General features: G+C 40.9%; 25 protein-coding genes, 6 tRNA genes and 3 rRNA genes. 32 read left to right on the top strand and 2 right to left on the bottom strand.

The features are described 5' to 3' along the window. Positions 1-17: 17 nt before the first annotated feature. The 21 genes from rplR (at position 18) to MHH81_RS19415 (ending at position 14,616) form a co-directional block, all read left to right on the top strand. Complete coding sequence (gene rplR, locus MHH81_RS19515; RefSeq protein ID WP_340924590.1) at positions 18-377, top strand: 50S ribosomal protein L18; 360 nt, start codon at positions 18-20, stop codon at positions 375-377. A 21-nt stretch (positions 378-398) separates the two neighbouring features. Then, a complete protein-coding gene (gene rpsE, locus MHH81_RS19510) occupies positions 399-899 on the top strand; it encodes a 30S ribosomal protein S5 (RefSeq protein WP_340924588.1) in 501 nt (166 codons plus the stop codon). Between the two features lie 14 nt (positions 900-913). Then, positions 914-1,096: a 50S ribosomal protein L30 gene (rpmD, locus tag MHH81_RS19505; protein WP_340924586.1), complete on the top strand. Its 183-nt coding sequence runs from the start codon at positions 914-916 to the stop codon at positions 1,094-1,096. Positions 1,097-1,128: 32 nt separating this feature from the next. After that, on the top strand, positions 1,129-1,569 hold the full coding sequence (rplO, locus tag MHH81_RS19500; RefSeq protein WP_340924584.1) for a 50S ribosomal protein L15: 441 nt from the start codon (positions 1,129-1,131) through the stop codon (positions 1,567-1,569). Next, complete coding sequence (gene secY / locus MHH81_RS19495) at positions 1,569-2,861, top strand: preprotein translocase subunit SecY (protein ID WP_340924581.1); 1,293 nt, start codon at positions 1,569-1,571, stop codon at positions 2,859-2,861. Before rplO ends, secY begins: the two co-directional genes overlap by 1 nt. Before the next feature lie 65 nt (positions 2,862-2,926). Then, positions 2,927-3,580: an adenylate kinase gene (locus MHH81_RS19490; protein WP_340924579.1), complete on the top strand. Its 654-nt coding sequence runs from the start codon at positions 2,927-2,929 to the stop codon at positions 3,578-3,580. A gap of 456 nt (positions 3,581-4,036) precedes the next feature. Continuing rightward, a complete protein-coding gene (infA, locus tag MHH81_RS19485; RefSeq protein ID WP_016429904.1) occupies positions 4,037-4,255 on the top strand; it encodes a translation initiation factor IF-1 in 219 nt (72 codons plus the stop codon). Positions 4,256-4,292: 37 nt separating this feature from the next. Beyond that, positions 4,293-4,406 carry a 50S ribosomal protein L36 gene (rpmJ, locus tag MHH81_RS19480; RefSeq protein ID WP_003247619.1) on the top strand — a complete coding sequence of 38 codons (114 nt, stop codon included), beginning with the start codon at positions 4,293-4,295 and terminating at the stop codon, positions 4,404-4,406. Between the two features lie 23 nt (positions 4,407-4,429). After that, positions 4,430-4,795 (top strand): 30S ribosomal protein S13, encoded by a 366-nt coding sequence (rpsM, locus tag MHH81_RS19475; RefSeq protein ID WP_340924577.1) that lies wholly within the window; start codon positions 4,430-4,432, stop codon positions 4,793-4,795. Between the two features lie 25 nt (positions 4,796-4,820). Next, entirely contained in the window at positions 4,821-5,210 is a 390-nt protein-coding gene (gene rpsK / locus MHH81_RS19470) for a 30S ribosomal protein S11 (RefSeq protein WP_340924575.1), read from the top strand. A 135-nt stretch (positions 5,211-5,345) separates the two neighbouring features. Beyond that, on the top strand, positions 5,346-6,290 hold the full coding sequence (locus MHH81_RS19465) for a DNA-directed RNA polymerase subunit alpha (RefSeq protein ID WP_340924573.1): 945 nt from the start codon (positions 5,346-5,348) through the stop codon (positions 6,288-6,290). A gap of 53 nt (positions 6,291-6,343) precedes the next feature. After that, the gene (rplQ, locus tag MHH81_RS19460) at positions 6,344-6,724 is read left to right on the top strand and encodes a 50S ribosomal protein L17 (protein WP_340924571.1); all 381 of its coding nucleotides are present in this window, start codon (positions 6,344-6,346) and stop codon (positions 6,722-6,724) included. Between the two features lie 279 nt (positions 6,725-7,003). Further along, positions 7,004-7,852, top strand: coding sequence for an energy-coupling factor ABC transporter ATP-binding protein (locus MHH81_RS19455; RefSeq protein WP_340924568.1), 849 nt, complete (start codon positions 7,004-7,006; stop codon positions 7,850-7,852). Next, positions 7,828-8,697, top strand: coding sequence for an energy-coupling factor ABC transporter ATP-binding protein (locus MHH81_RS19450; RefSeq protein WP_340924565.1), 870 nt, complete (start codon positions 7,828-7,830; stop codon positions 8,695-8,697). The genes MHH81_RS19455 and MHH81_RS19450 overlap by 25 nt, the downstream gene beginning before the upstream one ends. Beyond that, complete coding sequence (locus tag MHH81_RS19445) at positions 8,697-9,494, top strand: energy-coupling factor transporter transmembrane component T family protein (RefSeq protein WP_340924562.1); 798 nt, start codon at positions 8,697-8,699, stop codon at positions 9,492-9,494. Before MHH81_RS19450 ends, MHH81_RS19445 begins: the two co-directional genes overlap by 1 nt. Positions 9,495-9,508: 14 nt before the next feature. Beyond that, the gene (gene truA / locus MHH81_RS19440) at positions 9,509-10,258 is read left to right on the top strand and encodes a tRNA pseudouridine(38-40) synthase TruA (protein ID WP_445678112.1); all 750 of its coding nucleotides are present in this window, start codon (positions 9,509-9,511) and stop codon (positions 10,256-10,258) included. Between the two features lie 168 nt (positions 10,259-10,426). Next, the gene (rplM, locus tag MHH81_RS19435) at positions 10,427-10,864 is read left to right on the top strand and encodes a 50S ribosomal protein L13 (protein ID WP_340924556.1); all 438 of its coding nucleotides are present in this window, start codon (positions 10,427-10,429) and stop codon (positions 10,862-10,864) included. 25 nt (positions 10,865-10,889) lie between these two features. Beyond that, positions 10,890-11,282 carry a 30S ribosomal protein S9 gene (gene rpsI, locus MHH81_RS19430; protein WP_093537835.1) on the top strand — a complete coding sequence of 131 codons (393 nt, stop codon included), beginning with the start codon at positions 10,890-10,892 and terminating at the stop codon, positions 11,280-11,282. Positions 11,283-11,534: 252 nt separating this feature from the next. Continuing rightward, complete coding sequence (locus MHH81_RS19425; RefSeq protein WP_340924554.1) at positions 11,535-12,719, top strand: MFS transporter; 1,185 nt, start codon at positions 11,535-11,537, stop codon at positions 12,717-12,719. A gap of 51 nt (positions 12,720-12,770) precedes the next feature. After that, entirely contained in the window at positions 12,771-13,484 is a 714-nt protein-coding gene (locus MHH81_RS19420; protein WP_340925354.1) for an N-acetylmuramoyl-L-alanine amidase, read from the top strand. 79 nt (positions 13,485-13,563) lie between these two features. Further along, the gene (locus tag MHH81_RS19415) at positions 13,564-14,616 is read left to right on the top strand and encodes an Mrp/NBP35 family ATP-binding protein (protein WP_340924552.1); all 1,053 of its coding nucleotides are present in this window, start codon (positions 13,564-13,566) and stop codon (positions 14,614-14,616) included. A 31-nt stretch (positions 14,617-14,647) separates the two neighbouring features. Here the strand turns inward: MHH81_RS19415 and gerD are convergent, their stop codons facing one another. Further along, positions 14,648-15,238: a spore germination lipoprotein GerD gene (gene gerD / locus MHH81_RS19410; RefSeq protein ID WP_340924549.1), complete on the bottom strand. Its 591-nt coding sequence runs from the start codon at positions 15,236-15,238 to the stop codon at positions 14,648-14,650. 134 nt (positions 15,239-15,372) lie between these two features. Between gerD and MHH81_RS19405 the strand changes: the two genes are divergently transcribed. Beyond that, positions 15,373-16,053: a KinB-signaling pathway activation protein gene (locus tag MHH81_RS19405; protein ID WP_340924547.1), complete on the top strand. Its 681-nt coding sequence runs from the start codon at positions 15,373-15,375 to the stop codon at positions 16,051-16,053. 39 nt (positions 16,054-16,092) lie between these two features. Here MHH81_RS19405 and MHH81_RS19400 read toward each other — a convergent pair whose 3' ends face one another. Next, positions 16,093-16,755, bottom strand: coding sequence for a hypothetical protein (locus MHH81_RS19400; RefSeq protein WP_340924545.1), 663 nt, complete (start codon positions 16,753-16,755; stop codon positions 16,093-16,095). 253 nt (positions 16,756-17,008) lie between these two features. On the opposite strand from MHH81_RS19400, the gene MHH81_RS19395 reads away from it, so the two are divergent. From MHH81_RS19395 to MHH81_RS19350, 10 genes are all read left to right on the top strand, one after another. Continuing rightward, a 16S ribosomal RNA gene (locus tag MHH81_RS19395) occupies positions 17,009-18,562 on the top strand. A 235-nt stretch (positions 18,563-18,797) separates the two neighbouring features. Beyond that, positions 18,798-21,726, top strand: a 23S ribosomal RNA gene (locus tag MHH81_RS19390). Positions 21,727-21,782: 56 nt separating this feature from the next. After that, positions 21,783-21,898: ribosomal RNA gene (rrf, locus tag MHH81_RS19385) — 5S ribosomal RNA — on the top strand. Together the 16S, 23S and 5S rRNA genes form the textbook arrangement of a ribosomal RNA operon. A 649-nt stretch (positions 21,899-22,547) precedes the next feature. Then, a tRNA-Asn gene (locus tag MHH81_RS19380) sits at positions 22,548-22,622 on the top strand. An 8-nt stretch (positions 22,623-22,630) separates the two neighbouring features. Beyond that, positions 22,631-22,703: transfer RNA gene (locus tag MHH81_RS19375), tRNA-Thr, on the top strand. Between the two features lie 106 nt (positions 22,704-22,809). Then, a tRNA-Val gene (locus tag MHH81_RS19370) sits at positions 22,810-22,885 on the top strand. Between the two features lie 22 nt (positions 22,886-22,907). Further along, a tRNA-Tyr gene (locus MHH81_RS19365) sits at positions 22,908-22,991 on the top strand. A 6-nt stretch (positions 22,992-22,997) separates the two neighbouring features. Further along, a tRNA-Gln gene (locus MHH81_RS19360) sits at positions 22,998-23,072 on the top strand. Positions 23,073-23,098: 26 nt separating this feature from the next. Continuing rightward, positions 23,099-23,171, top strand: a tRNA-Ala gene (locus MHH81_RS19355). A gap of 152 nt (positions 23,172-23,323) precedes the next feature. Beyond that, positions 23,324-23,905, top strand: coding sequence for a GNAT family N-acetyltransferase (locus MHH81_RS19350; RefSeq protein ID WP_340924542.1), 582 nt, complete (start codon positions 23,324-23,326; stop codon positions 23,903-23,905). The last annotated feature ends 34 nt before the right edge of the window (positions 23,906-23,939 follow it).

Raw genomic sequence — 23,939 nt, 5'->3', positions numbered from 1 at the left:
AGAAAGGAGTGACCACTGTGATTACGAAACAAGACAAAAATCAAGTTCGTAAAAAACGTCATGCACGTGTTCGTACAAAAATCACGGGTACTACTGAACGTCCTCGTTTAAATGTATTCCGTTCTAATAAACATCTATACGCACAACTTATCGATGATTCACAAGGTGTAACAATCGTAAGTGCGTCTTCTATGGACAAAGATTTTACTGGTACAGCTGGAAACGTTGAAGCTGCTATTTTAATCGGTGAAACAATCGCAAAACGCGCTGTCGAAAAAAACATTAAATCTGTTGTATTCGACCGTGGCGGTTACTTATATCATGGACGTGTTAAAGCGTTAGCTGAAGCTGCACGTGAAAACGGCTTAGAATTTTAAGAAGAAGGAGGGACATATTTCATGCGTGGTATTGACCCAAACAAACTTGAACTTGAAGAACGCGTAGTAACGATTAACCGTGTTGCTAAAGTTGTAAAAGGTGGACGTCGTTTCCGTTTTACAGCATTAGTGGTTGTCGGTGACAAAAATGGACATGTTGGATTTGGTACTGGTAAAGCTCAAGAGGTTCCAGATGCAATCCGTAAAGCGGTTGAAGATGCTAAGAAAAATTTAGTAGAAGTACCAAGAGTTGGCGGAACTACTCCTCACTTAGTAATTGGTGGTTTTGGAGCTGGATCTATTCTAATTAAACCTGCAGCACCTGGTACAGGTGTTATCGCTGGTGGACCGGTTCGTGCGGTTCTAGAATTAGCTGGTATTACAGACATTCTTTCTAAATCACTTGGATCTAACACACCAATTAACATGGTTCGTGCTACAGTACAAGGTTTAACTCAACTAAAACGTGCTGAGGACGTTGCTAAATTACGTGGTAAATCAGTAGAAGAACTGTTAGGATAAGGGGGGAAATTACAATGGCAACTAAATTAGAAATCACCCTTACTAAAAGCTTGATTGGTTCAAAGCCAAATCAACGCAAAACAGCAGAAGCTCTTGGATTACGTAAAATGCATCAAACAGTTGAGCACCAAGACAATGTCGCTATCCGCGGGATGGTTGTTAAAGTAGCTCACTTGGTAACTGTCAAAGAAATTTAAGGTTTATTTTAAGAATAAGGAGGTGCCACCATATGAAACTTCATGAGTTAAAACCAGCAGAAGGATCTCGTTCTACACGTAACCGCGTAGGTCGTGGTATCGGTTCTGGTAATGGTAAAACTGCAGGTAGAGGTCATAAAGGTCAAAATTCTCGTTCGGGCGGTGGAGTTCGTCCAGGATTTGAGGGCGGTCAAAACCCATTGTTCCGTCGTCTACCAAAACGTGGATTCACGAACATTAACCGTAAAGAATTTGCAATTGTGAACCTTGATACATTAAATCGTTTCGAAGAAGGCACAGAAATAACACCTGCTTTATTAATTGAAACAGGTGTTGTGAGTAGTGAAAAATCTGGTATTAAGATTCTAGGTAATGGAACTCTTGACAAGAAGTTAACTGTAAAAGCTCACAAATTCTCTGCGTCAGCTAAAGAAGCTATTGAGAATGCTGGCGGACAAACCGAGGTGGTTTAATGTTTCAGACGATCTCAAACTTTATGCGTGTTAGAGATATTCGAAATAAAATCATTTTTACTTTATTAATGTTAATCGTGTTTCGTATTGGGACATTTGTTCCAGTACCTCACGTTGATGCAAATGTTTTAAGACAAGCAGATCAATTAGGTTTGATTGGTTTCTTAAATACATTTGGTGGCGGTGCTTTAAAAAACTTCTCCATTCTAGCGATGGGAATTATGCCATACATTACTGCTTCCATCATTGTACAATTGTTACAAATGGATGTTGTACCGAAGTTTACTGAGTGGGCAAAACAAGGTGAAGTTGGAAGACGGAAACTTGCACAATTCACTCGTTACTTCACAATTGTGTTAGCTTTTATTCAAGCATTTGCAATGTCATATGGTTTTAACCGTATGTACGGCGGTTCTTTAATAAAAGATGACGGTGTAATGACGTATTTCGTTATTGCAGTAGTATTAACTGCAGGTACTGCATTTTTAATGTGGTTAGGTGAGCAGATCACAGCTAAAGGTGTTGGTAATGGTATTTCTATCATTATCTTCGCTGGTATCGCTGCTGCAATTCCAAATGCAGTAAACCAAGTGTATGCACAACAAATAGAAGGTGCTGGTGAAGCACTGTTTATCAATATTGTGATTATTGTATTGCTATTATTGGCTATTATCGCTGTGACAGTAGGAGTTATTTACGTTCAACAAGCGTTGCGTAAAATTCCTATTCAATATGCGAAACGTGTTGCTGGCACTTCTCAAACAGGTGGTCAACAAACACACTTACCTCTAAAAGTTAATGCTGCGGGAGTAATTCCTGTAATCTTTGCATCTGCCTTCCTTATGGCACCGCAATCAATCGTTTTATTTTTCGGTCAAAATGATGTTACTGATTTTATAACGAAAGCATTAGATTATACACACCCTGTTGGTATGACGATCTATATTGCTCTAATCATTGCGTTTGCTTACTTCTATGCATTCATTCAAGTGAATCCAGAAAATGTAGCTGACAATTTGAAAAAGCAAGGTGCGTATATTCCAGGGATTCGTCCAGGAATAAATACACAAAACTATTTAACAAACGTATTGTACCGATTAACTTTTGTTGGATCTATCTTCTTAGCTCTAATTGCAATCATGCCTCTACTATTTGTTAAATTTGCGGGCCTACCGCAATCTGCGCAAATTGGTGGAACAAGTTTGCTAATCATTGTAGGGGTTGCACTCGAAACAATGAAAACGCTAGAATCCCAACTAGTTAAGCGTCACTATAAAGGCTTTATGAAATAATGTCGGTTTTTAGGAACGTTAATGTTCCTAAAAATCAACAATTAGTCCTGAGGGGGCATTTTCGTATGAATATCGTTTTAATGGGTCTGCCAGGTGCTGGTAAAGGCACACAAGCTGATAAAATTGTTGAGAAGTACGCAATCCCTCATATTTCTACAGGCGATATGTTTCGTGCAGCAATAAAAGATGGCACGGAGCTAGGTTTAAAAGCAAAATCGTTTATGGATGAAGGTGCATTAGTACCTGATGAAGTTACGATTGGTATTGTTCGTGAAAGACTAAGTAAACCAGACTGTGAAAAAGGATTCTTACTTGATGGTTTCCCACGTACAGTTCCTCAAGCAGAAGCACTTGATGCTTTACTTGTAGATCTAGGAAAATCAATTGAGCATGTGCTTAATATTCAAGTAGCCCAAGAAGACTTGATTAAACGTCTAACTGGTCGTCGCATTTGTAAAGAATGTGGCACTGCGTACCATCTAGTTTTCAACCCACCTGCTAAGGATGGGGTATGTGACAAAGATGGTGGAGAGCTTTATCAACGTGCGGATGATAATCCGGAAACGGTGACGAACCGTCTGGAAGTAAATATGAAGCAAACGCAACCTTTGCTTGATTTTTATGACAACAAAGGTGTTTTAACTAATATTGATGGACAGCAACATATCACGAAAGTGTTTGCTGATCTTGATGCTCTGTTACAGGGCAACCGCATCTAAAAGCCCGGTGCCTGTCGCAGACGACTGAATACCCGGGCATTATGCAAAGAACGAAAACGTTTTTTTCGAGAGCTGCAAAAGCATATTGCGCCCGGTATACGAACTGGAAGAAAAGAAATGCATCAAAAGCGAGGACCCCCTAGTCCACGTGCATTTTATAATCTGAAGGGGTATAATGGGTTTCGTGGAAGCATCTATGTAACGAACGGGTACTATGGAACTCATCCAACACATTCGTACGAACATGTTGACATGAGGGAGACGGGTTTCAACCAGTCAGTCTACTCCGTGGATTGCCACAAACGAAACCTTACGAGTGTCTTTCGAACATCTCTCATGATTTCCAAACATATGCTTAAAACGAATAGTTTCGTTCTTGATGAGGCTATACTAACAGCAAATTACGTTTGAATATTGATGAGAACCTGATTTGTATATAGAAGGGAGACAGGGTTGATGGCGAAAGATGATGTAATTGAAGTCGAAGGAACAGTTGTTGAGACTTTGCCAAACGCGATGTTTAAGGTAGAATTAGAAAACGGTCATACGATACTTGCGCATGTATCGGGTAAAATTCGTATGCACTTTATCCGCATTTTACCTGGAGATAAAGTCACAATTGAACTTTCTCCTTACGATTTAACTCGCGGTCGTATCACGTACCGTTTTAAATAATCTTTTGCACTCCGGACTACTAAGGAGGTTGGGTTAGATGAAAGTGAGACCATCTGTGAAACCGATCTGCGAAAAATGTAAAGTAATTCGCCGACGCGGTAAAGTAATGGTAATCTGTGAAAATCCTAAACACAAACAAAGACAAGGATAATAAGAAGGAGGTGCACGACACATATGGCACGTATTGCTGGTGTTGACATTCCACGCGATAAACGCGTTGTTATTGCATTAACATACATTTTCGGTATTGGTAAAACTACTTCACAAAAAGTACTAGTAGAAGCTGGTATCTCTGAAGAAACTCGCGTTCGCGATCTTACAGAAGACGAGTTAAACAAAATCCGTGAACAAATCGGTGTATACAAAGTAGAAGGTGACCTTCGTCGTGAAGTATCACTTAACATTAAACGCTTGATGGAAATCGGTTCATTCCGTGGTATCCGTCACCGTCGCGGCTTACCTGTACGTGGACAAAATACGAAGAACAATGCTCGTACTCGTAAAGGTCCTCGTAAAACAGTTGCTAACAAGAAAAAATAATCGGTAAAGGAGGTTTCTTCTTAACATGGCACGTAAACAACAAACACGTAAGCGTCGTGTGAAAAAGAATATCGAATCCGGTATTGCTCACATTCGCTCAACATTTAATAACACAATTGTGACTATCACAGACATGCAAGGTAATGCACTTTCTTGGTCAAGTGCTGGAGCTCTTGGATTTAGAGGTTCTCGTAAATCTACTCCATTCGCTGCACAAATGGCTGCAGAAACAGCTGCAAAAACTTCTATGGAACATGGTATCAAAACTTTAGAAGTAACAGTTAAAGGTCCTGGTGCTGGACGTGAAGCGGCTATCCGCGCACTTCAAGCTGCAGGTCTAGACGTTACAGCAATTAAAGACGTTACACCAGTACCACATAACGGTTGCCGCCCACCAAAACGTCGTCGCGTGTAATAGGTGATACTCAACATGTTTGAGAACATCATTTATTGTACAGACTGAGGTTGTGCGAACAGCAATCAGTTAAACGATCGAATTCATGATGGAAAGAACCTATACATTCGATGTTTTGAGGGAGGGTAAATTGGAATGATCGAAATTGAAAAACCAAAGATTGAAAGTGTAGAAATCAGCGAAAATGCCAAGTTTGGTAAATTTGTTGTAGAACCGCTAGAACGTGGCTATGGAAATACTTTGGGTAATTCTTTACGTCGTATCCTTCTGTCTTCTTTACCAGGAGCTGCAGTTACTTCTATTCAAATCGATGGCGTTTTACATGAGTTTTCAACTATTGAAGGCGTAGTGGAAGATGTTGCATCTATTATTATGAATGTGAAAAAACTAGCTTTAAAAATCTACTCTGATGAAGAAAAAGTCATTGAGATTGATGTAAAAGGAGAGGGAACGATTACAGCTGCTGACATTACACATGACAGTGACGTTGAAATTTTAAATCCAGAACTCTATATTGCAACAATCGGCAAAAATGGTCATTTCCGTATGCGTATGTACGCAGGTCGAGGCCGTGGCTACACTCCTGCTGATCAAAACAAACGTGAGGATCTTCCTATCGGCGTAATCCCGATCGACTCTATTTATACTCCAGTTTCACGCGTTAATTTTCAAGTGGAAAATACTCGTGTTGGACAATTGTCTAACTACGATAAATTAACTCTTGATGTGTGGACAGATGGCAGCACCGGTCCTAAAGAGGCGATTTCGCTTGGAGCAAAAATACTAACAGAGCACTTGAATATTTTTGTAGGGATGACGAATGAGGCACAAACTGCTGAAATCATGGTCGAAAAAGAAGAGGATCAAAAAGAAAAAGTTTTAGAGATGACTATCGAAGAACTTGATCTTTCTGTTCGTTCTTATAATTGCTTAAAACGCGCTGGTATTAATACAGTACTAGAACTTGCAAGCAAATCAGAAGACGATATGATGAAAGTAAGAAACCTTGGACGTAAATCTTTAGAAGAAGTAAGAGCGAAGTTAGATGAGCTTGGCTTAGGATTACGTAAAGAAGACTAAGCGAATTTTGATATAGCTAGATATGAACTATTCACCAAAGGAGGGAAACATCCATGGGTTACAGAAAACTTGGACGTACAAGTTCTCAACGTAAAGCGATGTTACGTGACTTAACAACGGACCTAATTATCAATGAGCGTATTCAAACTACTGAAGCACGTGCAAAAGAATTACGTTCTGTTGTTGAAAAAATGATCACTTTAGGTAAACGCGGAGATTTGCACGCACGTCGTCAAGCTGCTGCTTACATTCGTCGTGAAGTAGTAACTTCTACTGATGAAGAAGGTAATGAATCAACAATTTTTGCATTACAAAAATTGTTTGATGATGTAGCACCACGCTATGCTGATCGCCAAGGCGGTTATACTCGTATTATGAAAGTTGGACCTCGTCGCGGAGACGGAGCACCAGTTGTAGTAATTGAGTTAGTTTAATCAATACAAGTTGAAGAGGGAGATTGGTGTTTCTACCACCCTCTTCTTTTTTCAAACAGATTTATACGACATTATAAAAGCAGAGTGTTATGATGAGCGGACTTTTAGTTGCGTCTCGTCTAGCTCTACGCACCTCATTTTTCAGATTGGTCTTGAGCAACCAGTCTAGAAATAAGTTATAGAAGAGCGCATTTCTCAAAATGAGGTGCGCGCTTTTTTAATTTATCGTAAAATAGTGTAATACTTAGTTAAGCAGAGATGAGTTAGAGGAGGTAAAGGATGAAACGCGAGATTATTTCTTTACAAGAAGTTACTTTTACATATACGGAAGAAGATACAAATGTACGTCCAGCTGTAAACAATGTGTCGTATACAGTTTACGAAGGTGAATGGGTTGCGATTGTCGGTCATAATGGTTCAGGAAAATCGACTCTTGCACGTTTAATGAATGGTCTTCTATTTCCTCAGACGGGAAAGGTACAAATTTTTGGAGAAGCACTAACAGAACAGAATTTATGGGAAATACGCTCGAAAATGGGCATGGTGTTTCAAAATCCAGATAACCAATTTGTTGGAGCTACTGTGCAAGATGATGTAGCATTCGCATTGGAAAATAACGGAATCCCATTTGAGGAAATGGTAGAACGAGTACAACAGTCTTTAAAAAAAGTGAAAATGAGCGATTTTATGAATAGTGAACCACATCATTTGTCCGGCGGGCAAAAACAGCGTGTTGCTATTGCAGGAGCAATTGCTCTACAACCCAGAATATTATTATTGGATGAAGCTACCTCTATGCTAGATCCACAAGGCAGAGAAGAGGTGCTTTCTACAGTTCATCAACTAAGAGTAGAAACGGATTTGACTGTTATATCGATTACGCATGATTTAGAAGAGGCGCTGCTTGCAGATCGAGTTATCATGATGAATCAAGGTGAAAAATATGCAGAAGGTACACCTCAAGAAATATTTCAACGGGGACAAGAGTTAGTTGACCTTGGGCTAGATCTACCTTTTGCAATGAATATGTCAAGATTATTAAGAGAGCAAGGGACTGCTATCGTTGCAGACCATATGTCAGAAGAAGAACTGGTGAATGATTTATGGACATCACACTTCAACAAGTAAGCTATGCTTATGCGAAAAATACTCCGTTTGAAAAAAGAGCTTTATTTAATGTCGATTTAAACATTCCATCCGGATCATATCAAGCGATTATTGGACATACCGGTTCAGGAAAATCGACCGTTTTACAACATCTAAATGCGCTACTAAAACCAACTGAAGGCACTATTAAAATTGGACAAGTAGAAGTAAAAGCAGATAAAAAAAGTAAAATGTTACGTGAAGTAAGGCAAAAGGTAGGGATCGTTTTTCAATTCCCAGAGCATCAATTATTTGATGAGACCGTTTTAAAGGATATTATGTTTGGACCTATGAATTTTGGTGTAGGAGAGGAAGAAGCAAAACGTCGTGCAATTGAATTAGTAGGATTACTAGGGCTACCTGAAGAAGTATTGGAAAAATCGCCTTTTGACTTATCAGGGGGACAAATGAGACGAGTAGCCATTGCAGGTGTTCTTGCAATGAATCCCGAAGTACTGGTACTAGACGAACCGACTGCTGGACTGGATCCAAGAGGACGAAAAGAAATAATGGATCTGTTTTACCGACTGCATAAAGAAAAGGGATTAACGACGGTACTTGTTACACACAGCATGGAAGATGCATCAAGATATGCCGATCGAATTGCCATTATGCATAAAGGGAAATGTGTTTTAGAAGGGACACCGCAAGAAATCTTCTCAGATGAAGATCGACTTCTGGATTATCAATTAGAACTCCCTCAATGTATAAAGTTTCAAAAGAAGGTAGAACAAATGATGGGGAGGAAGTTACCTTCGATTTGTTTAACTGAAGAGACTTTAGCAAAAGAACTAGCGCACCTTATTAAAAAGGAGCGTGACGAATAATGTTAGAAAAAATGATATTTGGACGATTTATCCCTGGAGATTCATTTATTCATAGATTGGATGCACGAGCAAAACTAATTTTTGTGTTTTTATTTATCGCAATTGTTTTCATTGCAAACGACTGGATTACATATGGGATATTACTTGTATTCACTTTCCTCATTATTCGACTCTCTAAAATCAGACTTTATTTTTTAATTAATGGGTTGAAGCCGGTCGTAATATTAATCGTTTTTACGTTCTTATTGCATTTGATATTTACGAGAGAAGGACCGATTATTTTTGAGTGGAAGTTTATTAAGATATATGAAGAAGGATTGCGCCAAGGGATATTCATTTCCATTCGCTTTTTTGTCCTAGTTATTTTAACATCTATTTTAACACTCACTACTACACCTATTTCGATTACCGATGCATTAGAAATATTATTAAACCCATTAAAGAAATGGAAGCTTCCAGTACATGAACTAGCGCTGATGATGTCGATTTCGCTACGATTTATTCCAACTTTAATGGATGAAACGGATAAAATTATGAAAGCACAAATGGCAAGAGGCTCCGATATGACGACAGGTAGTATGAAGGAGAGAATGAATGCCATTGTCCCTCTTCTCATTCCTTTGTTTGTAAGTGCATTTAAACGGGCAGAAGATTTAGCAACAGCAATGGAAGTACGAGGTTATAAAGGTGGCGAAGGTAGAACAAGATATCGTAAGCTAGAGTGGGCGCGTAGAGACACTATAAGCATTCTCTTGCTTGTTGTATTGGCTGCAGTACTTATATACTTTAGAAAGTAAATGGAGGTGTGAGTGTGCGACTACGAGCGATTATCAGTTATGATGGTAGTCAGTTTTCTGGTTATCAAGTACAGCCAGAAAAACGAACCGTTCAATTGGAGATAGAACGCGTGTTGCAGACTATTCATAAAGGCACCATTGTAAAGGTTGTGGCGAGTGGAAGAACTGACGCAGGTGTGCATGCAACAGGACAAGTAATCCATTTTGATAGCCCATTTATGCTGGCGATGGATCGCTGGCAAACAGCATTAAATGTTCAGTTACCAAGAGATATTCGCATTTTATCGGTAGAACAAGTACAGGGTGACTTTCATGCGAGGTACAACGCCACTGGCAAGACATATCGGTATATTTGGTCTTTAAATGAAGTGCATAGCCCGTTTGAACGTAATTATAGTGTGCATGTCGATCGGTATAAACCGGATATAGAATTAATGCAAGAAGCTTCTGCGCACTTAATTGGCACACATGATTTTTCGAGTTTTTGTGCGGCTAAAACGAATGTAAAAGATTTTGTGAGAACGGTTCATTCGATAACTTTTGAAGTGAAAAAAGAGTCCAATCAGCTTCATATGGTGATTAGCGGGAATGGATTTTTATATAACATGGTTCGAATTATTGCAGGTACTTTATGGGAAGTTGGAATTCAAAAAAAAAATGTGAGCGACTTGCCTAAAATCTTGCAATTTTGCAACCGTAAATATGCCGGTAAAACCGCGCCAGCACACGGTTTGTACTTAGAAAAAGTAGAGTATTTACAATGAAGCAACTTCACCTGGTGTTTTTGGGAAAATGCTTGACTATATCGTATATCCGGGTTATGATGATGTATGGTATTTTCATTAACCCCACAATATAAGCCCCGAAACTTATTGGTATGAGGATATAGAAAATTTTAGATCGATTATGATTGAATTAGGAGGACAAAATACATGCGTACAACATTCATGGCTAAAGGTCACGAAGTAGAACGTAAATGGTTAGTAGTAGACGCAGAAGGCCAAACTCTTGGTCGCCTTGCTTCTGAAGTAGCAGCTATTTTACGTGGAAAAAACAAACCAACATTTACACCAAACGTTGACACAGGTGATCACGTTATCATCATCAACGCTGAAAAAATTCATTTAACTGGGAACAAGTTAAATGACAAAATTTACTACCGTCACACTCAATTTGCTGGTGGACTTAAACAACGTACAGCTTTAGAAATGCGTACTAAGTACCCAACTAAAATGCTTGAATTAGCAATCAAAGGAATGCTTCCTAAAAACTCTTTAGGACGTCAAATGTTTACTAAACTTAACGTTTACGCTGGAGCAGAGCATCCACATGCAGCACAAAAACCAGAAGCATACGAGCTTCGCGGATAATTATTATTAAGAGGAGGACATACACTTGGCACAAGTTCAATATATCGGCACTGGTCGCCGTAAAAGTTCAGTAGCACGCGTACGTTTAGTACCAGGCGAAGGAAATATCGTTATCAACAAACGTGACGTAGAAGATTACGTACCATACGAAACTTTACGTGAAATTATTAAACAACCATTAGTAACTACTCAAACTTTAGGTAGCTACGATGTACACGTAAACGTTAACGGTGGTGGATTTACAGGTCAAGCAGGAGCAATCCGTCACGGTATTGCACGTGCACTACTTACAGTAGACCCTGATTTCCGTCCAGCTTTAAAATCTGCAGGATTCTTAACACGTGACCCACGTATGAAAGAACGTAAAAAACCAGGACTTAAAGGCGCTCGTCGTGCACCTCAGTTCTCAAAACGTTAATTTTATATTATCAGTTCAAAGCACTTCTCGAGACTTCTCGAGGAGTGCTTTTTTTGTACTCAGAAGAGTGAGTGATGGGAAACTGCCGGGTGAGGAGTTAAGTGAGTATTCGAGTGAGTAATATTGGTTAAAAAAGGATTGTGCCCGGTTTGGGAGAGGTGTATATTAAATATTTATGAAATACAAAAAAATGAGGAAGTTTTGATTCTTATATGACTATATAAGGAATTTTACGGGGAAACGAGGTACTATATGAAAAGTAAATTTAATGTCGTGACTTCTACGATTTTAGTTAGTATTTTTATTGCACGATTTGGAACTTTTTTGGTGTTACCATACTTGACGCTGTTTTTACTAAATGAATTTCATTACTCAGGTGTTCAAATAGGAACGATTATTTCGACGCTAGCGTTATCCAATTTAATAATGAGTTTCTTTGTGGGGCCATATATTGATAAGTTTCCAAAGAATAAAGTGATTATCACTGGATTAATTGGTTATTTGGGATGTTATTTGTATTTCCCTTTTATTGATCAGTATGCTGGGTTCATAGTGTTCGCTGCGATACTTGGGGCCAGTCAAGCAATTGTTGAGCCTACATATAGAGTGCTCTTAAGTCTATACACGGAACCAGAAAACAGACGATTAATATTCAACATCCGATATTTTTTAATTAACATTTCGGCTGCAATTGCTCCACTTACATCTGTGTACTTCCAACAATTCGGGATGGAGAAGCTATTTTTTGCAGTTGGGTTTATTTTCTTTATTAATATCCTTACCTTTGCAATTATTTTTAAAAAATATCCAATTAAACAAGTAGCTCCGAATCCAAATAAGTCTTCCATCTTTCAATCGTTCCATGTATTCAAGAAAGATTATGCATTTGGAATATTTGTGTTAGCACTGATCTTCATTAGCTTTGGTTACAGTCAATTTGATTCTACATTTAGTCAGTACTTAGGAAAAACATTTCATCACGAGCTGGCGATTCAATATTTTGCGTGGCTCATCACAACAAATGCCATTACCGTATTAGTCATTCAATATTTCGTTTATAAGCTTGGAGAAACAATAAGTACAACGACTTCCTTGATGATTGGCAGTGGGTTATTATCCGTAGGTTTGTTTTTCTTTGGGCTGAGTGAGCACATTTTTATCTTAATTATTTCTATGATCATTTTTACTACTGGAGAAGTATTAGTCTTCACGATGGTGGATATCCATCTGGATGGAATGTGTGCTGATCATGAAAAAGGAACGTATTTTGCTCTATCGGGGGTGAAGTCTATCGGAGGGATAGCTGGGCCAATTTTAGGCGGGGTTCTTTTAGACAGCTTGGATAGCGGAGTACTTGTCTTTACAATCATAGGATTTATCACGTTACTTGCTATTCCATCCTTTTATTTTAGCTCCAAAATACAGAAACAATTATAATCATACTCTTTGTCCCTCATACGTATAATGAGTGAAAAAGGAGCGATGAACCTGAAAAAGTGGCTAACTATCAGCGTATTGTTTTTGATTTCCTTACTTGCAGTTGTATACGGAACTAGAGCAAGTGATGTTGGTTTTTTCCTACCTGATCCATTAAGTGGAGTTAAAATTGTCATTGATCCAGGACATGGTGGGATTGATGGTGGTGCAAGCCATGGAGAAACAGTTGAACGAGATATTACACTAGCCATGTCTCTCAAATTACAGAAACAACTAAAAGCGCAAGGAGCAACAGTTGTGATGACTCGCACAAAAGAAGGAGATGCGTTATCCGAGCACACTCCTGATGAAGATTTCCCAACTACACGTGCTAGGAAGCGTGCGGACTTGCTTCTTCGTGAAGAAATTATGAATAACTCGGAAGCAGATATTGTTTTAAGTTTACATGTAAATGCCGTTCCTGAAGAGAGATGGAGAGGTGCGCAAGTATTTTATCACGCACAAGGACACGAGGGCGGAGAGCTATTAGCTAAATCCATTCAAGGTTCCATCCGAAAAAATATAGGTAACACGGAAAGAGAAGCTCTATCGATTAAACAGGTCTATATTCTGAAAAAGGCAAAGGCACCGGCAGTATTAGTAGAAACAGGGTTCTTAAGTAATAATGAAGAAAGAGAACTGTTAAAATCAGACAAATACCAAAATCAAATGGTTGATGCAATTGCAGAAGGTGTACGCCGTTTCGTAGAAGATAATATGTACTGAGCCAATGATTAGGATTGTAGACACTCGTGTATGGTATACTATAATGCGAATAGTTTATCTAAAAAGGGAGTGTCTACAAATGATTAATGAGCAACAAGTTCGTACGTTACTTGGGGAATTAAATGATCCATTTTTACATAGAACTCTAGATGAAACAAACGGAATTTCAGAAGTATCGATAAAAGAAGAAAAAAATCATGTTAGTGTGAAATTAGCTATCGCTAAGATTAACTCTGCGGAACAAATGCAATTGCAAGGAAAAGTAGTGGAAGTGTTAAAAAACGCTGGAGCTGCTACAGTTGGTATTCGTTTTGAAGAACTTTCAAAAGAGGTATTGGAACAATTCCGAGGTCAAGCAAAAGAAAGTGACAATGAAAGTATTCTTTCTCCAAATAGCAAAGTGAAAATTATCTCTATTGCATCTGGTAAAGGTGGAGTTGGTAAATCAACAGTATCTGTAAATTTAGCTGTAGCACTTGCGCGTTTAGGAAAAAAAGTTGGTTTAGTAGACGCAGATATTTATGGCTTTAGTGTGCCAGATATGATGGGGGTAAAAGATACACCACAAATTAAAGAAGATCGAATTATTCCTGTAGAACGAAAAGGAGTAAAGGTTATTTCGATGGGATTCTTTGTGGAAAATAATACACCAGTCGTATGGCGTGGACCAATGCTTGGAAAGGTATTAGACCAATTCTTTAAAGACGTAGAATGGGGCGAATTAGACTTTTTACTATTAGATCTTCCTCCCGGTACAGGTGATGTTGCATTAGATATTCACCAAATGTTACCGGCATCTAAAGAAATTGTTGTAACAACACCACATCCGACAGCGGCTTTCGTTGCTGCTAGAGCAGGGGCAATGGCTCTACAAACAGACCATGAAATTCTTGGGGTTATAGAAAATATGTCGTGGTATGAGGCTAAGTCTACAGGAGAACGAGAATTCGTCTTCGGTAAAGGTGGCGGACCAAAACTTGCGGACGAACTGCGCACAGAATTAATTGGACAACTTCCATTAGGTCAACCAGATTGGAATGATATTGACTTTGCACCTTCTGTATATGCAGAGACGCATGAAATAGGAAAAATTTATTTAGAAATTGCTCAGAAAGTTATTGAAAAAGCATAAGAAAAAGGCCGTTTCCAGAAATGGAGCGGCCTTATTTTGCTGAATCACCTTGTTTATCCTTTGAGGAATCACCACCAGAAGAAGATCCACCTCCGCTTTGTGAGCCAGCTTCTTCAATCAATTTCTGCCACTTTGTTTGCAATAAAGGGCTTTTAATTGTTTCTTCTACCACTTTTTCCATTTCTTTTCGCATATCGGTGGATTTAAGAATTTTTTCTAATTCCTTTTTCATATCGGCTGAACCAAAAAAGCTTTCTAAATCTTTTAAGTAAGTTGGGTCCTTCATTAAAGATTTCATCAACTCTTCTTGTTGTTTCATCATACTTTTTGCCATTGTCTCTGTAAATTTAGGGTCTTGGTAAATTTCCTTCCAAAAATCTTCTGCTTCTTTGGACAACATTGTTTTCTCAACAGATTTCTTCACTTGCTCGCTATCAATGACTAACAACTCTTTAAATTTGGGATCTTCTAAGAGTTTTTGGATTGCCTTTTTTCCATCCTCTGATTGCAAAGCGTCAATCATCATTTTTTTATTCTCCTCATAGGAAGGAGGAGTAGAAGGAGTGCCGCTACAACCAGCAAGAAGCCCAAGACTCAATAAAATAAGGGCGAAATATTTCATTTATATCACCATCCTTTCGATTATTGTTCACATCTGTTACAGAAATATGTATAGCATCTACGAAGAAATAGATTTTTGGTGAAATGGTTGTTACAATTTAAAGAGGAAATAGAGAAGATGGAGGAAATCTTGCTGTGACTATACGAAATTGGTTTAAATTCTTTATGAATGCCATGCTAATTGGTGGCTTAATAACAGGTGTTTTAGGTTTATTTATACGTTGGGATGACGCCTTCGCGAAATATTATGAAGCAGGACAATGGAGTGAGTTTTTTGCTGCTCTCGCGTTTATGGTAGTAATGGGCTTTACAGTAAGTGTAATTGCACAAATGGGTTACTTTGCTTATTTAACCATTCATCAAATGGGTGTTAATATTTTTAGAACTCTCACCCTATGGAATTGGGTTCAGTTACTAATTATTGCATTCGTGATTTTTGATTTAATTATGTTTCGATTTAGACCTAATGCGGAAACAACAGAGCAAATATGGCTATACGTAATTTTACTTGCGGTTTTAATCATCACCTCAGTAGTGGTTGCGATAGTAAAAGCCAATATGACAAAAAAACATGCTCTTATATCTGCTTTATTCTTTATGGTTGTTGTTTCGACACTTGAATGGTTACCTGTACTTATGGTAAGAGCTGACAATGTAGATAGCTGGGTAACATTATTACTATTCCCGATTCTTGCAGTAAATGCATTCCAATTATTAGCTTTGCCAAAATATAATGCAAAATCGGATGAAGACCGTTCAAAGCTAGAAGCTCGCAGAAAAGCAAGAAGAGAAGCAGCCGCTGTAAAAACAAAATAAAAGAAAACTGCCCTGACTAAATGTCGGAGCAGTTTTTTCTTATTCAGGATATGACTTCTTTTTCATATTTAGTGCAAATAAATTTTGTTCAATCGTAATAAATGGTTGTGATTTCAGAAATTTTGTGAGTTGGTCTATTTCTACTTTTTCCTCTTGATGCATTGGAACTGAGAGAATATCTCCTTTTTCTAATACTAGGTTCCCTTTTCCCCAATACTTACTTGAGCCAAGTAAATTCACTTCCTCTTGCCAAGCACTCTGTTGGAGCTCCATTGGAAATTCATAATCTTTTGTTCGAAACCAAAGTGGCTTTTCCCCAATAGCACGCTCAAATCGCTCGATCTCTTTTTTGAATAAAACAGGATTCTCTATATAGTTAGAACCTTCTTGGCCTAAAAGTCCAATCGGCATATGCTTTTCTTTCATAAGTTCTAAAATGGTTTCAGATCGTTCAATCCATTCTATACTCATGAAAAACTGTGGATAAGGAGCTTCTAAACTGTTTAAGAGTGTCTCTATTTCTTCTTTACCAAAGGTCAAATCAATCGTAGCTGTGTTCCCATATGTCCCTTTTGAAATAACACTTGGTTTTTCTGTAACCTGAAAAACAGGAAGTATAGAAGAGTAATTACTTGGAATAATAAACAACAGAAGAACAAATAAAAGCATTAATGGCCCTACTAACAACAACTTCTTATTCAACTGAACACACACCTTTTCCAATCGTTTTAATTTATTTTATGATTTAGTGTTGACATTCATGTTAAAACGATGTTAAGATACAAAGGTCGCCAAAACAAAGCGGCAACATCAACAACATGAACATTGAAAACTGAACATGCAAAACGTTAAGACATATAGCTTGAAAGACTAACTTCGGTTAGTTTGATAGCAACAATTTTTGACATCATTTAATGATGATGCCAGCAAAAAAAATGAGCTTTTTAAGTTCTCTATTATGGAGAGTTTGATCCTGGCTCAGGACGAACGCTGGCGGCATGCCTAATACATGCAAGTCGAGCGAATGACGAAGAAGCTTGCTTCTTCTGATTTAGCGGCGGACGGGTGAGTAACACGTGGGCAACCTGCCCTGTAGATTGGGATAACTCCGGGAAACCGGGGCTAATACCAAATAATCCATTTCCTCACATGTGGAAATGTTAAAAGACGGTTTCGGCTGTCACTACAGGATGGGCCCGCGGCGCATTAGCTAGTTGGTAGGGTAACGGCCTACCAAGGCGACGATGCGTAGCCGACCTGAGAGGGTGATCGGCCACACTGGGACTGAGACACGGCCCAGACTCCTACGGGAGGCAGCAGTAGGGAATCTTCCACAATGGACGAAAGTCTGATGGAGCAATGCCGCGTGAGTGAAGAAGGTTTTCGGATCGTAAAACTCTGTTGTAAGGGAAGAACAAGTACGAGAGTAACTGCTCGTACCTTGACGGTACCTTATTAGAAAGCCACGGCTAACTACGTGCCAGCAGCCGCGGTAATACGTAGGTGGCAAGCGTTGTCCGGAATTATTGGGCGTAAAGCGCGCGCAGGCGGTCCTTTAAGTCTGATGTGAAATCCCACGGCTCAACCGTGGAAGGTCATTGGAAACTGGGGGACTTGAGTACAGAAGAGGAAAGCGGAATTCCAAGTGTAGCGGTGAAATGCGTAGAGATTTGGAGGAACACCAGTGGCGAAGGCGGCTTTCTGGTCTGTAACTGACGCTGAGGCGCGAAAGCGTGGGGAGCAAACAGGATTAGATACCCTGGTAGTCCACGCCGTAAACGATGAGTGCTAAGTGTTAGGGGGTTTCCGCCCCTTAGTGCTGCAGCTAACGCATTAAGCACTCCGCCTGGGGAGTACGGTCGCAAGACTGAAACTCAAAGGAATTGACGGGGGCCCGCACAAGCGGTGGAGCATGTGGTTTAATTCGAAGCAACGCGAAGAACCTTACCAGGTCTTGACATCCCGCTGACCGTTCTAGAGATAGATCTTTCCCTTCGGGGACAGCGGTGACAGGTGGTGCATGGTTGTCGTCAGCTCGTGTCGTGAGATGTTGGGTTAAGTCCCGCAACGAGCGCAACCCTTGATCTTAGTTGCCAGCATTTAGTTGGGCACTCTAAGGTGACTGCCGGTGATAAACCGGAGGAAGGTGGGGATGACGTCAAATCATCATGCCCCTTATGACCTGGGCTACACACGTGCTACAATGGACGGTACAGAGGGTCGCAACCCCGCGAGGGTGAGCTAATCCCATAAAACCGTTCTCAGTTCGGATTGTAGGCTGCAACTCGCCTACATGAAGCCGGAATCGCTAGTAATCGTGGATCAGCATGCCACGGTGAATACGTTCCCGGGCCTTGTACACACCGCCCGTCACACCACGAGAGTTTGTAACACCCGAAGTCGGTGGGGTAACCCTTACGGGAGCCAGCCGCCGAAGGTGGGACAGATGATTGGGGTGAAGTCGTAACAAGGTAGCCGTATCGGAAGGTGCGGCTGGATCACCTCCTTTCTAAGGATATATTACGGAATACAGATTTTTATCTGTATCTTAACGTTTTGCAGTTCAGTTTTGAATGTTCATTTTTATGAGCATTTGAAAACTTGTTCTTTGAAAACTGGATAAAACGACATTGAAAGAAACAAATTCAAGAAATTCAATTTATAATCACTTCGGTGATTATATGTTGTGTAGTACTTTTAACTACTAATTTTGAATGGACTCCAAGTAATTGGAAGCCATATTAGGTTAAGTTAATAAGGGCGCACGGTGAATGCCTTGGCACTAGGAGCCGAAGAAGGACGGCACTAACACCGATATGCTTCGGGGAGCTGTAAGTGAGCTTTGATCCGGAGATTTCCGAATGGGGAAACCCACTGTTCGTAATGGAGCAGTACATTTACGTGAATACATAGCGTATCTGTGGCACACCCAGGGAACTGAAACATCTAAGTACCTGGAGGAAGAGAAAGAAAAATCGATTCCCTGAGTAGCGGCGAGCGAAACGGGAATAGCCCAAACCAAGAGGCTTGCCTCTTGGGGTTGTAGGACACTCTACATAGAGTTACAAAGGAATGAGCTAGACGAAGCGATCTGGAAAGGTCCGCAGGATAGGGTAAAAGCCCCGTAGTCAAAAGTTCATTCTCTCTTGAGTGTATCCTGAGTACGGCGGAACACGTGAAATTCCGTCGGAATCTGGGAGGACCATCTCCCAAGGCTAAATACTACCTAGTGACCGATAGTGAACCAGTACCGTGAGGGAAAGGTGAAAAGCACCCCGGAAGGGGAGTGAAATAGATCCTGAAACCGTGTGCCTACAAGTAGTTAGAGCCCGTTAATGGGTGATAGCGTGCCTTTTGTAGAATGAACCGGCGAGTTACGATTACATGCAAGGTTAAGTTGAGAAGACGGAGCCGCAGCGAAAGCGAGTCTGAATAGGGCGAATGAGTATGTGGTCGTAGACCCGAAACCAGGTGATCTACCCATGTCCAGGATGAAGGTAAGGTAACACTTACTGGAGGTCCGAACCCACGCACGTTGAAAAGTGCGGGGATGAGGTGTGGGTAGCGGAGAAATTCCAATCGAACCTGGAGATAGCTGGTTCTCTCCGAAATAGCTTTAGGGCTAGCCTCAAACGTTAAGAATCTTGGAGGTAGAGCACTGTTTGGACTAGGGGCCCATCCCGGGTTACCGAATTCAGACAAACTCCGAATGCCAATGATTTATGTTTGGGAGTCAGACTGCGAGTGATAAGATCCGTAGTCAAGAGGGAAACAGCCCAGACCACCAGCTAAGGTCCCAAAGTATTTGTTAAGTGGAAAAGGATGTGGCGTTGCTTAGACAACCAGGATGTTGGCTTAGAAGCAGCCATCATTTAAAGAGTGCGTAATAGCTCACTGGTCGAGTGACGCTGCGCCGAAAATGTATCGGGGCTAAACAAATCACCGAAGCTGTGGATTGATACCTTTGGTATCAGTGGTAGGAGAGCGTTCTAAGGGCGTTGAAGTCAGACCGGAAGGACTGGTGGAGCGCTTAGAAGTGAGAATGCCGGTATGAGTAGCGAAAGACGGGTGAGAATCCCGTCCACCGTATGACTAAGGTTTCCTGAGGAAGGCTCGTCCGCTCAGGGTTAGTCGGGACCTAAGTCGAGGCCGATAGGCGTAGACGATGGACAACAGGTTGATATTCCTGTACCACCAAACCACCGTTTGAGTAATGGGGGGACGCAGAAGGATAGGGTAAGCGTGCTGTTGGTTATGCACGTCCAAGCAGTAAGGTGTGAATGTAGGAAAATCCGCATTCTATAACATTGAGCTGTGATGGCGAGGACTTAGTCCGAAGTTCCTGATTTCACACTGCCAAGAAAAGCCTCTAGCGAGGTGATAGGTGCCCGTACCGCAAACCGACACAGGTAGTCGAGGAGAGAATCCTAAGGTGAGCGAGAGAACTCTCGTTAAGGAACTCGGCAAAATGACCCCGTAACTTCGGGAGAAGGGGTGCTCTTTTGGGTGAATAGCCTAGAAGAGCCGCAGTGAATAGGCCCAGGCGACTGTTTAGCAAAAACACAGGTCTCTGCAAAACCGTAAGGTGAAGTATAGGGGCTGACGCCTGCCCGGTGCTGGAAGGTTAAGAGGAGTGCTTAGCGCAAGCGAAGGTGCGAATTGAAGCCCCAGTAAACGGCGGCCGTAACTATAACGGTCCTAAGGTAGCGAAATTCCTTGTCGGGTAAGTTCCGACCCGCACGAAAGGCGTAACGATCTGGGCACTGTCTCAACGAGAGACTCGGTGAAATTATAGTACCTGTGAAGATGCAGGTTACCCGCGACAGGACGGAAAGACCCCGTGGAGCTTTACTATAGCTTGATATTGAATTTTGGTGCAACTTGTACAGGATAGGCAGGAGCCTTAGAGCCCGGAGCGCCAGCTTCGGAGGAGGCGTCGGTGGGATACTGCCCTGGTTGTATTGAAATTCTAACCCATACCCGTAACCCGGGTAGGAGACAGTGTCAGGCGGGTAGTTTGACTGGGGCGGTCGCCTCCTAAAGTGTAACGGAGGCGCCCAAAGGTTCCCTCAGAATGGTTGGAAATCATTCGAAGAGTGTAAAGGCAGAAGGGAGCTTGACTGCGAGACCTACAAGTCGAGCAGGGTCGAAAGACGGGCTTAGTGATCCGGTGGTTCCGCATGGAAGGGCCATCGCTCAACGGATAAAAGCTACCCCGGGGATAACAGGCTTATCTCCCCCAAGAGTCCACATCGACGGGGAGGTTTGGCACCTCGATGTCGGCTCATCGCATCCTGGGGCTGTAGTCGGTCCCAAGGGTTGGGCTGTTCGCCCATTAAAGCGGTACGCGAGCTGGGTTCAGAACGTCGTGAGACAGTTCGGTCCCTATCCGTCGTGGGCGTAGGAAATTTGAGAGGAGCTGTCCTTAGTACGAGAGGACCGGGATGGACACACCGCTGGTGTACCAGTTGTTCTGCCAAGAGCATCGCTGGGTAGCTATGTGTGGACGGGATAAGTGCTGAAAGCATCTAAGCACGAAGCCCCCCTCAAGATGAGATTTCCCATTACGCAAGTAAGTAAGATCCCTCAAAGACGATGAGGTAGATAGGTTCGGGGTGGAAGCGTGGCGACACGTGCAGCTGACGAATACTAATCGATCGAGGACTTAACCAAAATAGAATTTGAAGAATTCAATGTCTTTTATCCAGTTTTGAGTGAACAACTCAAGGTCTAGTGATGATGGCGAAGAGGTCACACCCGTTCCCATACCGAACACGGAAGTTAAGCTCTTCAGCGCCGATGGTAGTTGGGGGTTTCCCCCTGCAAGAGTAGGACGTCGCTGGGCATCAAGAAGTCGTTACCGAGTAATCGGTCGCGGCTTTTTTTGTATTCGAAAAAGAAGACCGAAGGCAACATGTACTTTATTTATAGAGAAGTGTGCGAGAAAGTGGAGAGGCAAAAAGTTCGAAGAAGCAAGAAGAGAGTCTCCGAGCGTATAGCCTACGTGAGAACCGAATGACTACGGAAGATGAATAAATCTACCGTCCATCTGCTTTCGCAGCCTGAACACAGAAGTTAAGCTCTTCAGCGCCAATGGTAGTTTGGGGTTTCCCCCTGCAAGAGTAGGACGTCGCTGGGCACTAAGAAGTCGTTACCAGGAAATCGATCGCGGCTTTTTTTGATGTTTTTTTATTTGGTTGGATTGGTCTTAGTTATGCGTCATTTGGTCTCGCTTCATCTCAGGATATAGTCTTGTTCATACATTTACGGTAAGAAAAGCTACTTATTTTTAAAAAATATTTCCTTAAGGGGTACTATTTCAATAGGTTTTATTCAAAAAAGAGTTCATAGTCATCCCTTCAACGGACCAGTTTATCCTTCTTTTTCACTTTAATTAATTTCACACTATAAATTAGGAAAAAAATATAAAAATTAGCTTGAAATTTATAGTGGACTTGCTATAATTATATTTGTACTTTAATTAGATAATACGTTCCGAAGTAGCTCAGTGGTAGAGCAATCGACTGTTAATCGATTGGTCGTAGGTTCGAGTCCTACCTTCGGAGCCATTTTTTTTGCTTCCATAGCTCAGTAGGTAGAGTGCTTCCATGGTAAGGAAGAGGTCACCGGTTCAAATCCGGTTGGAAGCTTTCTTAAAAAAAGTAAAAAAGTGTTTTAAAGTACTTGTCCTTAAGGGAAAAGTATGTTATTATCATTATTGTCCGGTTTTTCTTATTGGACAATTAATAAAACCCAGGAGGATTAGCTCAGCTGGGAGAGCATCTGCCTTACAAGCAGAGGGTCGGCGGTTCGAGCCCGTCATCCTCCACCATATTATTTTTATACTTAGCTTTGGAGGGGTAGCGAAGTGGCTAAACGCGGCGGACTGTAAATCCGCTCCTTAGGGTTCGGCGGTTCGAATCCGTCCCCCTCCACCAGTTTATTGGGGTATAGCCAAGCGGTAAGGCAACGGATTTTGATTCCGTCATGCCCTGGTTCGAATCCAGGTACCCCAGCCATGACCTTACAAAGCTTTTATGATTTAGGGGCCTTAGCTCAGCTGGGAGAGCGCCTGCCTTGCACGCAGGAGGTCAGCGGTTCGATCCCGCTAGGCTCCATAATTTTATATTAAAGTAACCCTTTCCTTAGTACTTGGAAAGGGTTTTTTCTTGCCTTCTAACGGAGTATTCCTTGTTTCTCAAAAAAAAATTTCTTTTCAATAGTACCTACTTATCGTTATGATGAAATAAAAAATGCGAGGTGTTGAGTTTTGGGAGAAAAAATTATCTATGGGGACGTAACCCTTCGACCATTAACACAAATGGATTTTCCGTTCTTATGGGAACTTTATGAACCTGAAATTTTTGAATTTATGTTGAATAAAATTGAAAATCTAGAGCAACTTGAGAAATGGCTGCAAGTTGGTATTAAGCAAATGAGAATCGATAAAACTGCGTTTGCATTTGTGGTGGAAGACACAAATACAAAAGAAATAATGGGTACTACTCGTATTTACGGAATAGATCATACAAATCATGCTTGTGAAATAGGCTCCACTTTTTACGCAAAAAAATTTCAGCGCACGCATGTGAATACGGTATGCAAATACTTGCTTTTGAAATATTGCTTTGAGACGTTAGGAATGTTTCGTGTCCAATTTAAAACAGATGAGCAAAATATAGCTTCACAACGAGCAATAGAACGAATAGGTGGTATAAAAGAAGGGATACTTCGTAATGAACGAATACGATCTAATGGTAATATGAGAAATGCGGTCGTTTATTCCGTTGTAGATAGCGAATGGTCCGAAGTAAAAGGTCAACTTGTTCAATTAATGAATAAATACTCATAATATTGTGAGGTTGAGCCAACTACCTATTGGGGAT

The organism is Psychrobacillus sp. FSL H8-0484 (genome assembly GCF_038005325.1).
GTDB lineage: Bacteria > Bacillota > Bacilli > Bacillales_A > Planococcaceae > Psychrobacillus.
The sequence above is the reverse complement of the archived record's forward strand: the minus strand, read 5'-3'. Positions and strand labels throughout refer to the sequence as shown.

Bases quoted from the DNA above. Each gene is read 5' to 3' on its own strand.
- rpsE (WP_340924588.1), top strand. From the start codon at position 399: ATGCGTGGTATTGACCCAAACAAACTTGAACTTGAAGAACGCGTAGTA.
- rpmD (WP_340924586.1), top strand. From the start codon at position 914: ATGGCAACTAAATTAGAAATCACCCTTACTAAAAGCTTGATTGGTTCA.
- rplO (WP_340924584.1), top strand. From the start codon at position 1,129: ATGAAACTTCATGAGTTAAAACCAGCAGAAGGATCTCGTTCTACACGT.
- secY (WP_340924581.1), top strand. From the start codon at position 1,569: ATGTTTCAGACGATCTCAAACTTTATGCGTGTTAGAGATATTCGAAAT.
- MHH81_RS19490 (WP_340924579.1), top strand. From the start codon at position 2,927: ATGAATATCGTTTTAATGGGTCTGCCAGGTGCTGGTAAAGGCACACAA.
- infA (WP_016429904.1), top strand. From the start codon at position 4,037: ATGGCGAAAGATGATGTAATTGAAGTCGAAGGAACAGTTGTTGAGACT.
- rpmJ (WP_003247619.1), top strand. From the start codon at position 4,293: ATGAAAGTGAGACCATCTGTGAAACCGATCTGCGAAAAATGTAAAGTA.
- rpsM (WP_340924577.1), top strand. From the start codon at position 4,430: ATGGCACGTATTGCTGGTGTTGACATTCCACGCGATAAACGCGTTGTT.
- rpsK (WP_340924575.1), top strand. From the start codon at position 4,821: ATGGCACGTAAACAACAAACACGTAAGCGTCGTGTGAAAAAGAATATC.
- MHH81_RS19465 (WP_340924573.1), top strand. From the start codon at position 5,346: ATGATCGAAATTGAAAAACCAAAGATTGAAAGTGTAGAAATCAGCGAA.
- rplQ (WP_340924571.1), top strand. From the start codon at position 6,344: ATGGGTTACAGAAAACTTGGACGTACAAGTTCTCAACGTAAAGCGATG.
- MHH81_RS19455 (WP_340924568.1), top strand. From the start codon at position 7,004: ATGAAACGCGAGATTATTTCTTTACAAGAAGTTACTTTTACATATACG.
- MHH81_RS19450 (WP_340924565.1), top strand. From the start codon at position 7,828: ATGGACATCACACTTCAACAAGTAAGCTATGCTTATGCGAAAAATACT.
- MHH81_RS19445 (WP_340924562.1), top strand. From the start codon at position 8,697: ATGTTAGAAAAAATGATATTTGGACGATTTATCCCTGGAGATTCATTT.
- rplM (WP_340924556.1), top strand. From the start codon at position 10,427: ATGCGTACAACATTCATGGCTAAAGGTCACGAAGTAGAACGTAAATGG.
- MHH81_RS19425 (WP_340924554.1), top strand. From the start codon at position 11,535: ATGAAAAGTAAATTTAATGTCGTGACTTCTACGATTTTAGTTAGTATT.
- MHH81_RS19415 (WP_340924552.1), top strand. From the start codon at position 13,564: ATGATTAATGAGCAACAAGTTCGTACGTTACTTGGGGAATTAAATGAT.
- gerD (WP_340924549.1), bottom strand. From the start codon at position 15,238: ATGAAATATTTCGCCCTTATTTTATTGAGTCTTGGGCTTCTTGCTGGT.